The following is a 14,639-nucleotide window of genomic DNA, read 5'->3' on the forward strand; positions in this document are numbered from 1 at the left end:
ACGCGTGGCTCGTATTGCTGGCGTCAACATTCCGACCGGGAAGCGCGTCCCGATCGCTCTGACCTATATCCACGGCATCGGCCCGATGTATGCCGAACAGATCTGCGAAGCCGTCGGCATCGACCGCGCCCGCCGCGTGAACGATCTATCGGACGCCGAAGTTCTGCAAATCCGCGAATACATCGACGCGAACCTGACCGTCGAGGGCGACCTGCGCCGCGAACGTCAGATGAACATCAAGCGCATGATGGACCTGGGTTCCTATCGCGGCCTGCGCCATCGCCGCGGCCTGCCGGTCCGCGGTCAGCGCACCCACACCAATGCCCGCACCCGCAAGGGCCCGGCGAAGCCCATCGCTGGCAAGAAGAAATAAGGGGGTAACGGTTTATGGCACGCGACAAGACCCGCATGAAGCGCAAGGAACGCAAGAACATCGCCACCGGCGTGGCGCATGTGAATTCCAGCTTCAACAACACCAAGATCCTGATCTCCGACGTGCAGGGCAACGCGATCTCGTGGTCGTCCGCCGGCACGATGGGCTTCAAGGGTTCGCGCAAATCGACCCCCTATGCCGCGCAGATGGCCGCCGAAGATGCGGGCCGCAAGGCGCAGGAACACGGCGTCCGCACCCTGGAAGTGGAAGTGCAAGGCCCCGGTTCGGGCCGGGAATCGGCCCTTCGCGCCTTGGCCTCGGTCGGCTTCAACATCACCGCGATCCGCGACGTGACGCCGATCGCGCATAACGGCTGCCGCCCCCCCAAGCGCCGCCGCGTCTGATTTCAGATGAAGATTGCCCGGACCGCGCATCCTTGGCGCGGTTCGGTTTTTCCGTTTTCAACCTCGGGCGTTCCCGGCCACGGACATGGGGCGGGGACAAGTATGGAGGCAAACGCATGATCCACAAGAACTGGGCCGAGCTTATCAAGCCGACGCAGCTGGTCGTCAAGCAGGGCGCGGATGCCACCCGCACCGCCACCCTGGTTGCCGAGCCGCTGGAGCGGGGCTTTGGTCTGACGCTGGGCAACGCGCTGCGCCGCGTGCTGCTGTCGTCGCTGCAAGGCGGGGCCATCACCTCGGTGCAGATCGACAACGTGCTGCACGAATTCAGCAGCGTCGCGGGTGTCCGCGAGGACGTGACGGACATCGTCCTCAACCTCAAGGGCGTGACGCTGAAGATGGATGTGGAAGGGCCGAAGCGCCTGACCCTGTCCGCCAAGGGGCCGGGCGAGGTCAAGGCAAGCGCCATCCAGGAGACCGCCGGGATCACCGTCCTGAACCGCGATCACGTCATCTGCCATCTGGACGACGGCGCCGAACTGAACATGGAACTGACCGTCCAGACCGGCAAGGGCTATGTCGCCGCCGACAAGAACCGTCCCGAGGACGCGCCCATCGGCCTGATCCCGATCGACGCGATCTTTTCCCCGGTCAAGCGCGTCAGCTATGAAGTCACGCCCACCCGCGAGGGGCAGGTGCTGGATTACGACAAGCTGACGATGAAGATCGAAACCGACGGATCGCTGACCCCGGAAGACGCCGTGGCCTATGCCGCGCGCATCGTTCAGGACCAGCTGTCCGTGTTCGTCAACTTCGACGAGCCGGAATCGGCCAATCGCCAGGATGCCGAGGACGGGCTGGAATTCGATCCGCGCCTGCTCAAGAAAGTGGACGAGCTGGAACTGTCGGTCCGTTCGGCCAACTGCCTCAAGAACGACAACATCGTCTATATCGGCGACCTGATCCAGAAGACCGAGGCCGAGATGCTGCGGACCCCGAATTTTGGCCGCAAGTCCCTGAACGAGATCAAGGAAGTGCTGTCGGGCATGGGCCTGCATCTGGGCATGGACGTGGTCGACTGGCCGCCGGAAAACATCGAGGATCTGGCCAAGCGTTTCGACGACCAGTTCTGAGACTTCGGCGGGGGGCGACCCCCGCCGCCTGGGCATCCCGCCCCAAGGAGAGCGGCCCGCCACGCATGGGCTGCCGGACAAAGCAAAAGACGTCATAGGAGATCATCATGCGTCACGCCCGCGGTTATCGCCGCCTCAACCGTACCCACGAGCACCGCAAGGCGCTGTTTGCCAACATGGCCGGTTCGCTGATCGAGCACGAGCAGATCAAGACGACCCTGCCCAAGGCCAAGGAACTGCGCCCGATCGTCGAGAAGCTGATTACGCTGGCCAAGCGCGGCGATCTGCACGCCCGTCGCCAAGCAGCCTCGCAACTGAAGCAGGACCAGTATGTGGCCAAGCTGTTCGAGGTTCTGGGCGACCGTTACAAGGATCGCCAGGGCGGTTACGTCCGTGTCCTGAAGGCCGGTTTCCGTTACGGTGACATGGCGCCCATGGCCATCATCGAACTGGTTGACCGCGATCCGGCCGCCAAGGGCGCCGGTGATCGTGCCCGTGTCGAGGCTGAAACGGCCGACGCCGAATAATCGGCCGCCAGCCTGTTCGAATCAAACGCCCCGCAGCCGACCAGGCTTCGGGGCGTTTTTGATGATGCTGCGATTTTCGGATGGTTTTTGCGCACGGGTGAACTGCATCAAGGCGTGCGCAACGTCATTTCGCTCGTCCGCCGTCAAGGGCATTGCCAGCAGTTGCTGGCAAATGGCAGGGGGAAGGGCAAAAACTCCGCCGGATGACTGCATCTGCGGGATCTCCCATCCCATTAATCATATGGCAAGAAATTTGGGTCACTACTACATTGTACGTTGACGGTAACGAAGGCAATTTGTCTAAAAAGTCATGTCATCACGCGCAGATATCAACGCAGGCCTACGGAAACTGGGGAAAATCGCCCCGGCCGGATACTTTGTCGGCCTGCATATCCGCTTTGCCGCACCCCTGATGCAGTTCCAGACCTATGCCCAGGAATGGTCCGACTTCTATTCTCAGAACGGCTATGCGCTGCGTGACCCGACGATTGCCTGGGGCTTTTCGACAACCGGCGCCTGCCGCTGGTCCAGCCTGCCGATTCCCGATCCGTTCAACATTCTCAAGGACGCAGCCAATCACGGCCTGACTTTCGGGCTGACGGTATCCTGCGGTCCGATCAGTTCACGCACCATCGCCAGCTTTGCGCGCGATGATCGCGAATTCACGGATGACGAGATCGCCGAGATCTCGGCCACGGTACGTCGGCTTCACGACAGCACGGAGCCGCCGGCGAGCCTGACAAAGGCTCAGAAAGAAGCCCTTCGTTGCGTCGCGGAGGGCGATCGTCATGCGGCAGCGGCAGCCAAGCTTGGCATTACCGAAAGCGCGTTCAAGGCACGGCTCATCTCGGTCCGCGAAAGACTGAAAGCACGCACGACAGCCGAAGCGTTGCAACGGGCCAAGGAATACCGACTGTTGTAGGCGCTCGCCCAGGGGACCGTGATGTGGGGAGGGGCCGTCCTCGCACCCCAGGAGTTTTGACCATGCAGACGACCACGCTTTCCTTCTCGAACCTGCACAACCACGGCGAATTGTTCGCCAATCTGTTCCGTGCCCGCAAGCAGAGCTTCATCATCCAGAAGAACTGGGATCTTCCCGAAGCGGAAGACATGGAGTTCGACCAGTACGACACCCCGCAAAGCCGCTGGATCGCCGTCCACGACAAGGGCGAGGTCATGGCGGGCTTTCGCCTGACGCCGACGACGGCGCGCTGCGGGATCTACAGCTACATGATCCGCGACGCGCAGAAGGGCACCCTGGGCGGGTCGATTCCGCGCGACCTGCTGGATGCGGACGCACCGGTGGATGAACAGGTCTGGGAATGTTCGCGCGTTTTCGTCAGCCACGACATTCCGCAAATGTACCGCCGCAAGGTCCACTTCAAGATGGTCGAGGCGATGACGGGATCGGCCCGCGAACTGGGCGCCACGCGGCTGATCGCGCTGACCGGTGCAAACTGGCCCCGCTGGTACGGCCGCTGCGGCCTGGACGCCGAGGCGATCGGCCGCGTCATGTGGATCGACGACGGCCATTTCCAGTGCGTTGCGATCAATCTGGTGCCCAAGATGCATTAACGGCAGGGCTGTTCGCGGCCCCATGTTCGCCGTAGATTGGCGGTGTGATGCCCGATCTGTTCGATGCCAACCCCTTGTCCGATCCACCGCCTGCCCCGGCGGTGCGACCCTTGGCCGATCGTATCCGCCCCGTGCGCATGGGCGATGTGATCGGTCAGGATCAGGTGCTTGGCCCCGAGGGTCCATTGGGGTCGATGCTGGCATCGGGCAGCCTGTCGTCCGTGATCCTGTGGGGACCGCCGGGCGTCGGCAAGACCACCATCGCGCGTCTGCTGGCGGACGAAACCGATCTGGCCTTCGTGCAGATCAGCGCCATCTTTTCCGGCGTGCCCGAACTGCGCAAGGTGTTCGATACGGCCAGGCTGCGACGGCAGCAGGGCCGCGGCACGTTGCTGTTCGTGGACGAGATCCATCGCTTCAACAAGGCGCAGCAGGACAGCTTTCTGCCGCACATGGAGGACGGGACGATCCTTTTGGTCGGTGCGACGACCGAAAATCCATCCTTCGAACTGAACGCCGCGCTGATGTCGCGGTCGCAGGTGATCGTGCTGGAACGCCTGTCGCTGCGCGATCTGGAACTGTTGGCGCAACGGGCCGAACGCGAACTGGGGCGCACGCTGCCGCTGACCGCCCCCGCGCGAGAGGCGCTGTTGGAGATGGCGGACGGCGATGGCCGCGCCGCGCTGAACCTGATCGAACAGGTGGCAGCCTGGAAGATTGACAAGCCGGTAGATCAGCCCGCGATGGCGCAGCGGTTGATGCGCCGGGCGGCGAAATACGACAAGTCGGGGGACGAGCATTACAACCTGATCTCGGCCCTGCACAAATCGGTGCGTGGGTCCGACCCGGATGCGGCGCTGTACTGGCTGGCCCGGATGCTGGAGGGGGGCGAGGATCCCCGCTATCTGGCCCGCCGCATCACCCGCATGGCGGTCGAGGACATCGGCCTGGCCGACCCGGCGGCGCAGCGGCATTGCCTGGACGCCTGGGCGCTTTACGAACGCCTCGGATCCCCCGAGGGCGAACTGGCGCTGGCCCAGGCGGTGGTCTATCTGGCCCTGGCGCCCAAATCGAACGCCGGTTACGTCGCCTACAAGGCCGCGCGGGCCGAGGCGAGGCGCACGGGCAGCCTGATGCCCCCCGCCCATATCCTGAACGCGCCGACGCAGATGATGAAGGATCACGGATACGGCGCGGGCTACGCCTATGACCACGATGCCGAGGATGCGTTCAGCGGCCAGAACTATTTTCCGGACGGGATGAAGCGTCCGGTGCTGTACATTCCGGTCGAGCGCGGATTCGAACGGGAATTGAAAAAGCGTCTGGATTGGTTCGTGTCGCAGCGGCTGAAGCGCGGCGGTTGACTTTGGCCGCCACCAGGGACAAAGGCGTCGGATGATGAATCCCTTTCTTCAAGTCGCGGTCGGCGGCGCCATCGGGTCGGTGGCACGCTTTGGCCTGTATCGCGCGATCCCTGTCCAGGGCTTTCCGCTGGCGACCCTTTTGGTCAATGTTCTTGGCAGCCTGGTCATGGGGCTGCTGGCGGCCCTGCTGGCGCAGCGGGGCGGCGACTGGGCGCCTTTGCTGCTGACCGGCATCCTTGGCGGGTTCACCACCTTTTCCGCCTTTTCCCTGGATTCGCTGACCCTGTGGGAACGGGGGCAGGGGACCGCGATGGCGCTGTATGTGGCGGCATCCGTCCTGTTGTCGCTGGGGGCGGTGTTCGCGGGACTGACCGCCGGCCGGGGGCTGTTCGCATGACCGGCGTCCAGACCATCCGCGTTGGCGGGGACGAAGGCGATCAGCGGCTTGACCGCTGGCTGAGGAAAAAGTTTCCGCAGCTTGGCCAGATCGCTGTCGAAAAGCTGTGCCGCACCGGCCAGATTCGTGTCGATGGCGGACGCGTCAAGCCTGCGACCCGGATCGAGACCGGGCAAGAGGTGCGCATCCCCCCGCTGCCCGATGCCGCCCCGATCCCCGCGCGGGCCAAGGACCGTCCGCTGGGGCCGCGCCTGTCGGACGGCGATCAGCAGATGATCCAGGCGGCCGTGCTGTGGAAGGACGACCACATCATTGCCCTGAACAAGCCGCCGGGCCTTCCGTCGCAGGGCGGCAGCGGACAGGGCGACCGGCATGTCGATGGGCTGACAACGGCGCTGATGTTCGGATACAAGGACCGGCCCAAGCTGGTGCATCGGCTGGACAAGGACACGTCCGGCGTCCTGCTGCTGGCGCGCACCGACCGCGTGGCCCGCGCGTTGTCCGAGGCGTTCCGGGCACGCACCACCCGCAAGATCTATTGGGCGGCGGTGGCGGGCGTTCCCCATCCGCGCATGGGCACGGTCCGCTTTGGCCTGGTCAAGGGCGGCGGGCGGGGCGACAACGAAAAGATGATCGCCGTCCACCCCCGCGATATCGACGCCACCGAGGGCGCCAAGCGCGCGACCACCGATTACGCTGTTCTGGACGCGCTGGGGACGCGGGCCAGCTGGTGCGCGCTGGTGCCGATCACCGGGCGCACCCATCAGCTGCGCGCGCATATGGCCGAATTGGGCCATCCCATCGTGGGCGACGGCAAATACGGCGGCTCGGGGCAGGAAAACCTGGGCGACGGCTGGGGCGCGCAGTTGGGCGGAGAGATCAGCAAGAAGCTGCACCTGCATGCCCGCAGCATCCGCTTCGACCATCCGATCACCAAAAAGCGCATCACCCTGACCGCCCCCTTGCCTGACCACATGGCGCGCACCTGGAAGACGCTGGGCTGGCACGAGAACGACGTGCCCGACGATCCCTTCGCGGATGCCGAATGAAGCTGGTCGTTTTTGATGTCGACGGCACGTTGATCGACAGCCAGCATCACATCCACGGCGCCATGACGGCGGCCTTTCAGGGCGCCGGCCTGCCTCCGCTGCCACGAGAGGCGGTGTTGCAGATCGTCGGCCTGTCCCTGCCGGTGGCGGTCGCGCAGCTTGTCCCCGGCCAGGACGCCGCCACGCAGGCGCGGATCGTGGACGGGTATCGGTCAGCCTTCATGCAGGCCCGGCTGGCGCAGGCGGCGCCGCTGTATCCCGGCGCGCGCGCTTGTCTGGACATGCTTGCCGCGCGGGACGATGTCCTTCTGGCCGTCGCCACCGGCAAGTCGCGCCGTGGGCTGGCCGCGATGATCGAGGCCCACGGCCTGCAGGGCCGGTTTGTCAGCACGCAGACGGCGGACGACCATCCGTCCAAGCCCCATCCCGCGATGTTGCTGCGCGCCTTGAACGAAACCGGGGTGGACGCGGCGGACGCGGTGATGATCGGCGATACCAGCTTTGACATGGACATGGCGCGGGCGGCGGGAATGACCGGGCTCGGGGTCAGCTGGGGCTATCATGGGCAGGACGTGCTGGTCGCGTCGGGGGCGGCCGCGGTCGCGGCGGATTTTGCGGATTTGGGCCGGAAACTGGCAGGGTGGGGGGCATGACGGAATGGAAGGCGCGGCGGTTCTGGAAGGCGTCTTCGGTGCGCCCGGCCGCCGAAGGGTTCGAGATCGCCCTGGACGACCGCCCGCTGCGCACGCCCGGCAAGCTGCCCCTGATCCTGCCCACCGCCGCGCTGGCGCAGGCAGTGGCCGGGGAATGGGACGCGCAGGCCGACGTGATCGATCCCAACACCATGCCGCTGACCCGCGCCGCCAATTCGGCGGTCGAGAAAGTCGCTCCTCAGTTTGCCGCCGTCGTGGACATGCTTGCCGAATATGGCGGCACCGACCTGCTGTCCTATCGCGCCGACCAGCCGGCCGAACTGGTCCGCCGTCAGGCCGAGGCCTGGGATCCGCTGGCCGAATGGGCGGGGACGGCGTTGTGCGCGCCCTTGCGCATCACCCACGGCGTCATCCCGATTGCCCAAGACGCGGATGCGATGGCACGGCTGCACCGGCATCTGGCGGAACTGGACGTTTTCGGCCTGACGGCGCTGCATGATCTCGTGACGCTGCCCGGTTCGCTGGTCCTTGGGCTGGCCGTGCTTCATGGCCGGATCGACGCCGGAACGGCGTTCCGCATCAGCCGCATCGACGAGGATTTCCAGGCCGAACGCTGGGGGCGCGACGACGAAGCCGCCGAGGCCGCCGAACATCGCAGGGCGGCGATGCTGGCCTCCGAACGGCTGTGGCACCTGTCGCGTCGCAGTTGAAACTGTCGGCCGGATGGGCGTCACGCTTGACGCACCAGTCAGTATCGGCACTATGTTGCCTATGTGCGGTCCCGACGGGGCTGCCGCAATAAGCCCGGCCGCCAAGGTCCGGGCGTCGTCGGGGCTGACACACCGTCCTGGACGGCAACCAACAAAGGGGTAGATATGAAGACTTCGGTATTTCTGGGTTCCGTCGCCGCCGCCACGCTGATGGCGGGCGTGGGCATGGCCGACACGCTGGCCGACGTGAAGGCGCGGGGCGAACTGAACTGCGGCGTGAACACCGGTCTGGTCGGTTTCGCCGCGCCGGATGCGAACGGCAACTGGACGGGCTTCGACGTCGATATCTGCAAGGCCGTGGCCGCCGCCGTGCTGGGCGATCCGACCAAGGTGAAATACGTGCCGACCACCGGCCAGACCCGTTTCACCGCCCTGTCGTCGGGCGAGGTCGATCTGCTGGCCCGCAACTCGACCTGGACGTTTTCGCGCGACACGGATCTCAAGCTCGATTTCGTCGGCGTGAACTATTACGACGGCCAGGGCTTCATGGTCAGCAAGGATCTGGGCGTGACGTCGGCCAAGGAACTGGAAGGCGCGACCGTCTGCATCCAGACCGGCACCACGACGGAACTGAACCTGGCCGATTATTTCAAGGCCAACAACATGACCTATTCGCCCGTCAACATCGACAGCAATGCCGAGGGCGAGCAGCAGTACATGGCCGGGGCCTGCGACGCCTACACGACCGACGCATCAGGCCTTGCCGCGACCCGCGCGGCCTTTGCGGATCCCGAAAACCACATCATCCTGCCCGAGATCATTTCCAAGGAACCGCTGGGGCCGGCCGTGCGCCATGGCGACAGCAACTGGGGCGACATCGTGCGCTGGACGCTGTATGCGCTGATCGCGGCCGAGGAATACGGCATCACCTCGGCCAATATCGAGGAACTGACCACCTCGTCCCAGAACCCCGAGGTGCAGCGCCTTCTGGGTACCACCGACGATCTGGGCGCGATGATCGGCCTGGACAAGGAATGGGCCAAGCGCGCCATCATGGCCAGCGGCAACTATGGCGAGATCTTTGCCGCCAACATCGGCGAACAGACCCCGATCGGCCTGGCCCGCGGCCTGAACGCGCAGTGGACCCAGGGCGGCCTGATGTACGCGATGCCCTTCCGCTGAGGGCTTGCCAAGACCTTGGGGGGCGCAACCGCGCCCCCCGACGCATAACAACAAGACCGGTTGCGAAAAAGCTGCCAACACAAGGCAAGACCGGCCGCAGGGGTGTGTAGAATGACGGATCTGTCCGTACCGGCGTCGCCGCCGTTCCGACCAAGCATGCTGATCTATGATCGGCGCTATCGGTCGCTGACCTTCCAGGTGATCGTGTTCATCCTGGTGATGGCCCTGGCCTGGTGGCTGATAAACAACACCATCCAGAACCTGGCGGCCCTGGGCAAGGATTTCGATTTCGGCTTCTTGTGGAGCCGCGCCGGATACGACATCCCGCAGACGCCGATCCCCTATAGCTCGGACGACACGCATCTGCGCGCGGCCTTGGTCGGACTGCTGAACACCCTGATCGTGTCGATCCTGGGCTGCATCGCGGCGACCTTCGTGGGCGTCGTGGCAGGGGTGGCGCGGCTGTCGAACAACTGGCTGATCGCCCGCCTGATGACCGTCTATGTCGAGGCGTTCCGCAACGTGCCCCTGCTGTTGTGGATCCTGATCGTGTTCGCGATCTTCACGGAAATCATGCCGGCGCCGAATGCGTTCCGGGGGGACAATCCGTCCGCCAGCATGATCCTGTTCGACAACGTGGCGCTGACGAACCGGTACACCGCCATTCCGACGCTGGGCATGACGAACGATCCGGGCAGCCTGGATCTGGGCGCGCGGATCACGATCAGCTGGGCCACGCTGGCCTTTGTCGTGGTTCTGGCGGCGGGCTGGATCGCCCGGCGGATGATCGCCACCTGGGCGCAGCAGGTGCAGGACCGGACCGGCAGCCGCCCGACCACCTGGTGGGCCAGTCTGGCGGTCATGACCGTCCCGTCGCTGCTGCTGATCTGGTATTTCGGCCTGCATCTGATTGCGCCGGAACTGCGCGGCTTCAATTTCACCGGCGGCTTGAACGTCCAGAACGGGCTGGTTGCCCTGTGGCTGGCGCTGACGCTGTATACCGGGGCGTTCATCGCCGAGATCGTGCGCGCCGGGATCCTGGCCATCAGCCGGGGCCAGAGCGAGGCGGCCTTTGCCCTGGGCCTGCGTCCCGGACGGACCATGAACCTTGTGATCCTGCCTCAGGCGCTGCGGGTCATCATTCCGCCGCTGATCTCTCAGTACCTGAACCTGACCAAGAACAGCTCGCTGGCGATTGCCGTGGGCTACATGGATCTGAAGGGCACGCTGGGCGGCACCACTCTGAACCAGACGGGGCGGGAACTGGAATCCATCGTTTTGATGATGGGCGTGTATCTGGTTCTCAGCCTGACGATCTCGGCCGGGATGAACGTCTTCAACGCCCGCGTCAAGCTGAAGGAGCGGTGAGATGAGCGATACCCACGCCCAGACCGTTCCCTTTGTCCGCGATACGATGCTGCCGCCGGCGACGCCCCCGGCGGCCCAGTCGGGGGCGGTGCTTTGGCTGCGGACAAACCTGTTCTCCGGTCCCGTGAACACGGTCCTGACCCTGCTGGGCCTTGCAATCGTCTGGTTCCTGGTCAGCCATTTCTGGGACTGGTTCGCCCATTCCGTCTGGAACGCGGGCAGCCTGTCCGAATGCCGCCAGATCATCGCCGAAACCTGGGGCGAGGGCGCGCGCGGCGCCTGCTGGGCGGTCATCCGGGAACGCTGGAACCAGTATGTCTATGGCTTCTACCCGGTCGAGCTTTACTGGCGGCCGACCATGGCCTTTGGGCTGCTGTTCGTGGCGCTGGTGCCGGTGCTGTTTTCGGAATCCATCCGCATCCGCCGGATCGTGCTGGGCCTGACCATCGTGCTGACGCTGTGGCTGATGGCCGCGCTGGGCGCACCGGCTGCCTGGCTGGCCTTTGCCGCCGTGGTCCTGATCGGCGCCCTGGCGATTTCGGAACGAAATGTCGCCTGGCTTCTGGTGTTTTCGATCCTGTATCCGCTGATGGGGGTCTGGTTCCTGTGGGGCGGATCGGCGTGGGGACCGGTCATGGTGCTGGTCGGGCCGATCCTGGGATGGCTGGCATGGCGGCTGCTGGGCCGCCTATCCGGGCTGGTCGCGACGGTTGCCGCGCTGATCGTGCCGCTGGTCTGGTGGATCGGCTTTGCGGGCGGCGCCGCCCGCGATGCCGAGAATCTGGTGTCGCTGGCCATCCCGGCCGTCGCATCGGACCGTTTCGGGGGCTTTCTGCTGTCCATCACCATCGGCATCGCGGGCATCGCCATGTCGCTGCCCCTGGGCATCGTTCTGGCCTTGGCGCGGCGGTCGGACATGTTCCTGGTGAAATCGCTGGCGGTGATCTTTATCGAGTTCATCCGGGGCGTGCCGCTGATCGCGCTGCTGTTCGTCGCATCCCTGCTGCTGAATTACTTCCTGCCGCCGGGCACCACCTTCGACATCATCCTGCGCGTCATCATCATGGTCACGCTGTTCTCGGCCGCCTACATGGCCGAGGTGATCCGGGGCGGGCTGGCCGCCCTGCCCAAGGGGCAATACGAGGCCGCGGATTCGCTGGGCCTGGATTACTGGAAGGCGCAGCGGCTGATCGTGCTGCCGCAGGCGCTCAAGATCAGCATCCCCGGCATCGTGTCCACTTTCATCGGGATGTTCAAGGATACCACGCTTGTGACCTTCGTGGGCCTGTACGACCCGTTGAAGTCCATGTCCGACGCGGTGCGCGCCAGCACAAGCTGGAAGGGCATCTATTGGGAGCCGTATATCTTTGTCGGCTTCATCTTCTTTCTGATCTGCTTTGGCATGTCGCGGTATTCGATGTATCTCGAACGCCGTCTGGCACGCGACCACAGGTAAGGACACCGTTCATGAGCGAAGACATCACCCGCCGAATCGACCGCAGCCACATGCAGGTCAGCGACGAGGTTGCGATCGACATCCGCAACATGAACAAGTGGTATGGATCGTTCCATGTCCTGCGCGACATCGATCTGACCGTGCATCGGGGCGAACGCATCGTCATCGCCGGGCCGTCGGGATCGGGCAAGTCCACCCTGATCCGCTGCATCAACCGGCTGGAAGAACACCAGTCCGGGCATATCGTCGTGGACGGGATCGAACTGACCAACGACATCAAGAACATCGACAAGGTGCGGTCCGAAGTCGGTATGGTGTTCCAGCATTTCAACCTGTTCCCGCACCTGACGGTGCTGGAAAACTGCACGCTGGCGCCGATCTGGGTGCGCAAGGTGCCGCGCAAGCAGGCCGAAGCGACCGCGATGAAGTATCTGGAAAAGGTCAAGATTCCCGAACAGGCAGCCAAGTATCCGGGTCAGTTGTCGGGCGGCCAGCAGCAGCGCGTGGCGATCGCCCGGTCGCTGTGCATGCAGCCCCGCATCATGCTGTTCGACGAACCGACATCGGCCCTGGACCCCGAGATGATTAAGGAAGTCTTGGACACCATGATCGAGTTGGCCGAAGAGGGGATGACGATGATCTGCGTCACGCACGAGATGGGCTTTGCCCAGGCCGTGGCGAACCGGGTGATCTTCATGGACCAGGGCCAGATCGTCGAACAGAACGAACCACGCGAATTCTTCAACAACCCCAGGTCGGAACGCACCAAGCTGTTCCTGAGCCAGATCCTGGGGCATTGAGAAAAGCCGGGGGCAAAGCGCCCCCGATCCCGAGCAGGGCGTTTGTCCCCGAAACGTCGGGAATGCGGCCTAGCGCCGTCCGTCAAGGCGCACGAAATCCATCGTGCTGCCCTGGCCCGGTTCGACCTGCGACCAGTCGTCCACCTGAAAATCCACCACCAGCGTGGCGCCGGTCGGATAGCGGCGGAAATCGGGATCCAGCGGCAGGCGGGCGGGCAGCAAGGCCGCGAATTCCGAAATGCCCGGATTATGGCCCAGCATCATCACCGTCGGCTGCTTTGCGGTTTTGAGAATGGACAGCATCTTTTCGGGACCGGCCTGATACAGACCCGCCTCGATGCGCAGAATGGGGCGCACCTCCAGCGGCGCGCTGGCGATCATGGCCCAGGTTTCGCGGGTGCGGGCGGCGGACGAACACAACACTTCCTCGGGTTCGTACCCGCGCGAGGCCATCCAGTCGCCAAGCGCCAGGGCGGACCGGCGGCCGCGGTCGTTCAACGGGCGGTCGTGATCGGCAAGCGCCGGATCATCCCAAGCCGACTTGGCGTGGCGCGTCAGGATCAGCCGTCGGTGTCCTAGCGGTGTCATTATGCGATCAGCCCTTGTGATGCCCGATGTGAACGCAGCCTGCCATTCCCCCGCGTCTTCGGCAAGGCGATGCGTGGCCTTACAACGACGCCTCGCCCTGACGCAGGCCGCGCGGACGGGTGCTGGGCGGAGTGGACCGGATCAGGCTGCCCGCGCCATGTTCGGTGAACAGTTCCAAAAGGCTGGCATTGGGGACGCGCCCGTCCAGGATCACCACGGCGCGCACCCCATCCTCGAGCGCCTTCAGGGCGGTTTCTGTCTTGGGGATCATGCCGCCCCCGATGGTGCCGTCGGCGATCATGTCGCGCACCTGGTCGGGATGCAATTGGGTCAGCACCTGGCCGGTCTTGTCCTTGACGCCTGCCACGTCGGTCAGCAGCAGCAGGCGGTCGGCCCGCAACGCGCCCGCGATGGCGCCCGCCGCCGTATCGCCGTTGACGTTGAACGTCTCGTTGTCGGCCATGCCGGTGGCGACCGGGGCGATGACGGGGATCAGGCCCGCCTTGTACAGATCGCGGATGATCTGGACGTTCATTTCGATCGGGCGGCCCACGAATCCCAGTTCGGGGTCATCGGCCTCGCAGACCATCAGGTCGTCGTCCTTGCCGCTGATGCCGACGGCGCGGCCGCCCGCGTCGTTGATGGCCTGGACGATACGCTTGTTCACCAGGCCCGACAGGACCATCTCGACCACCTCGACGGTTTCCTTGGTGGTCACGCGCTTGCCGCGCACGAAGGTGCTTTCGATGCCCAGCCGGGCCAGCAGTTCGTTAATCATCGGGCCGCCGCCGTGGCAGACCACCGGGTTCATGCCCACCTGCTTCATCAGAACGATGTCGCGGGCGAATTCGGCCATGGCGTCGTCGTCGCCCATGGCGTTGCCGCCGAATTTCACCACGACGACCGCACCGGAATAGCGTTGCAGATAGGGAAGCGCCTCGGAAAGGGTTCGGGCGGTGGCGGTCCAGTCGCGGTTCATGTTCTGCTTTCTCATCCTTGGCCCCTGTGTGACGGGCGGACCCTAGGACGCATCGCCCCCCCAGTCCAGACGCGTCCGGTC

17 protein-coding genes are annotated in these 14,639 nt (G+C 64.7%); 15 read left to right on the forward strand and 2 right to left on the reverse strand.

All coding sequences use genetic code 11. The annotated features are described in order from the left end of the window. The first annotated feature begins 4 nt into the window (after window positions 1-4). The 15 genes from rpsM (at window position 5) to CHB77_RS01205 (ending at window position 12,991) form a co-directional block, all read left to right on the forward strand. Complete coding sequence (rpsM, locus tag CHB77_RS01135; protein WP_089386341.1) at window positions 5-373, forward strand: 30S ribosomal protein S13; 369 nt, start codon at window positions 5-7, stop codon at window positions 371-373. A gap of 14 nt (window positions 374-387) precedes the next feature. Further along, the gene (rpsK, locus tag CHB77_RS01140; RefSeq protein ID WP_089386342.1) at window positions 388-777 is read left to right on the forward strand and encodes a 30S ribosomal protein S11; all 390 of its coding nucleotides are present in this window, start codon (window positions 388-390) and stop codon (window positions 775-777) included. 116 nt (window positions 778-893) lie between these two features. Then, entirely contained in the window at window positions 894-1,910 is a 1,017-nt protein-coding gene (locus CHB77_RS01145; RefSeq protein WP_089386343.1) for a DNA-directed RNA polymerase subunit alpha, read from the forward strand. Between the two features lie 107 nt (window positions 1,911-2,017). Next, the gene (gene rplQ / locus CHB77_RS01150; RefSeq protein WP_089386344.1) at window positions 2,018-2,437 is read left to right on the forward strand and encodes a 50S ribosomal protein L17; all 420 of its coding nucleotides are present in this window, start codon (window positions 2,018-2,020) and stop codon (window positions 2,435-2,437) included. 310 nt (window positions 2,438-2,747) lie between these two features. Continuing rightward, window positions 2,748-3,359 carry a helix-turn-helix transcriptional regulator gene (locus CHB77_RS01155; protein WP_089386345.1) on the forward strand — a complete coding sequence of 204 codons (612 nt, stop codon included), beginning with the start codon at window positions 2,748-2,750 and terminating at the stop codon, window positions 3,357-3,359. Between the two features lie 62 nt (window positions 3,360-3,421). Continuing rightward, window positions 3,422-4,012 (forward strand): acyl-homoserine-lactone synthase, encoded by a 591-nt coding sequence (locus CHB77_RS01160; protein ID WP_089386346.1) that lies wholly within the window; start codon window positions 3,422-3,424, stop codon window positions 4,010-4,012. A 47-nt stretch (window positions 4,013-4,059) separates the two neighbouring features. Then, the gene (locus tag CHB77_RS01165) at window positions 4,060-5,376 is read left to right on the forward strand and encodes a replication-associated recombination protein A (protein ID WP_089386347.1); all 1,317 of its coding nucleotides are present in this window, start codon (window positions 4,060-4,062) and stop codon (window positions 5,374-5,376) included. Window positions 5,377-5,407: 31 nt separating this feature from the next. Continuing rightward, window positions 5,408-5,773, forward strand: coding sequence for a fluoride efflux transporter FluC (locus CHB77_RS01170; protein ID WP_089386348.1), 366 nt, complete (start codon window positions 5,408-5,410; stop codon window positions 5,771-5,773). After that, on the forward strand, window positions 5,770-6,822 hold the full coding sequence (locus CHB77_RS01175) for an RluA family pseudouridine synthase (RefSeq protein WP_089386349.1): 1,053 nt from the start codon (window positions 5,770-5,772) through the stop codon (window positions 6,820-6,822). Before CHB77_RS01170 ends, CHB77_RS01175 begins: the two co-directional genes overlap by 4 nt. Continuing rightward, on the forward strand, window positions 6,819-7,475 hold the full coding sequence (locus CHB77_RS01180; protein ID WP_089386350.1) for an HAD-IA family hydrolase: 657 nt from the start codon (window positions 6,819-6,821) through the stop codon (window positions 7,473-7,475). The genes CHB77_RS01175 and CHB77_RS01180 overlap by 4 nt, the downstream gene beginning before the upstream one ends. Beyond that, window positions 7,472-8,185, forward strand: a complete 714-nt coding sequence (locus CHB77_RS01185) for an ATP12 family chaperone protein (protein ID WP_089386351.1) — start codon at window positions 7,472-7,474, stop codon at window positions 8,183-8,185. Before CHB77_RS01180 ends, CHB77_RS01185 begins: the two co-directional genes overlap by 4 nt. Before the next feature lie 165 nt (window positions 8,186-8,350). Then, window positions 8,351-9,367, forward strand: a complete 1,017-nt coding sequence (locus CHB77_RS01190; protein WP_089386352.1) for an amino acid ABC transporter substrate-binding protein — start codon at window positions 8,351-8,353, stop codon at window positions 9,365-9,367. Between the two features lie 111 nt (window positions 9,368-9,478). Then, window positions 9,479-10,735, forward strand: a complete 1,257-nt coding sequence (locus CHB77_RS01195; protein ID WP_165456174.1) for an amino acid ABC transporter permease — start codon at window positions 9,479-9,481, stop codon at window positions 10,733-10,735. A 1-nt stretch (window position 10,736) separates the two neighbouring features. Then, window positions 10,737-12,191, forward strand: coding sequence for an amino acid ABC transporter permease (locus tag CHB77_RS01200; protein ID WP_089386353.1), 1,455 nt, complete (start codon window positions 10,737-10,739; stop codon window positions 12,189-12,191). A gap of 11 nt (window positions 12,192-12,202) precedes the next feature. Next, complete coding sequence (locus CHB77_RS01205) at window positions 12,203-12,991, forward strand: amino acid ABC transporter ATP-binding protein (RefSeq protein ID WP_089386354.1); 789 nt, start codon at window positions 12,203-12,205, stop codon at window positions 12,989-12,991. A gap of 69 nt (window positions 12,992-13,060) precedes the next feature. Here the strand turns inward: CHB77_RS01205 and CHB77_RS01210 are convergent, their stop codons facing one another. Together CHB77_RS01210 and argB are read right to left on the reverse strand one after the other, a co-directional pair. Next, window positions 13,061-13,579: a SixA phosphatase family protein gene (locus CHB77_RS01210; RefSeq protein ID WP_089386355.1), complete on the reverse strand. Its 519-nt coding sequence runs from the start codon at window positions 13,577-13,579 to the stop codon at window positions 13,061-13,063. Between the two features lie 79 nt (window positions 13,580-13,658). After that, window positions 13,659-14,558, reverse strand: coding sequence for an acetylglutamate kinase (argB, locus tag CHB77_RS01215; RefSeq protein WP_089386690.1), 900 nt, complete (start codon window positions 14,556-14,558; stop codon window positions 13,659-13,661). Between the last annotated feature and the right edge of the window lie 81 nt (window positions 14,559-14,639).

The organism is Paracoccus sediminis (assembly GCF_900188295.1).
GTDB classification, from domain to species: Bacteria; Pseudomonadota; Alphaproteobacteria; order Rhodobacterales; family Rhodobacteraceae; genus Paracoccus; species Paracoccus sediminis.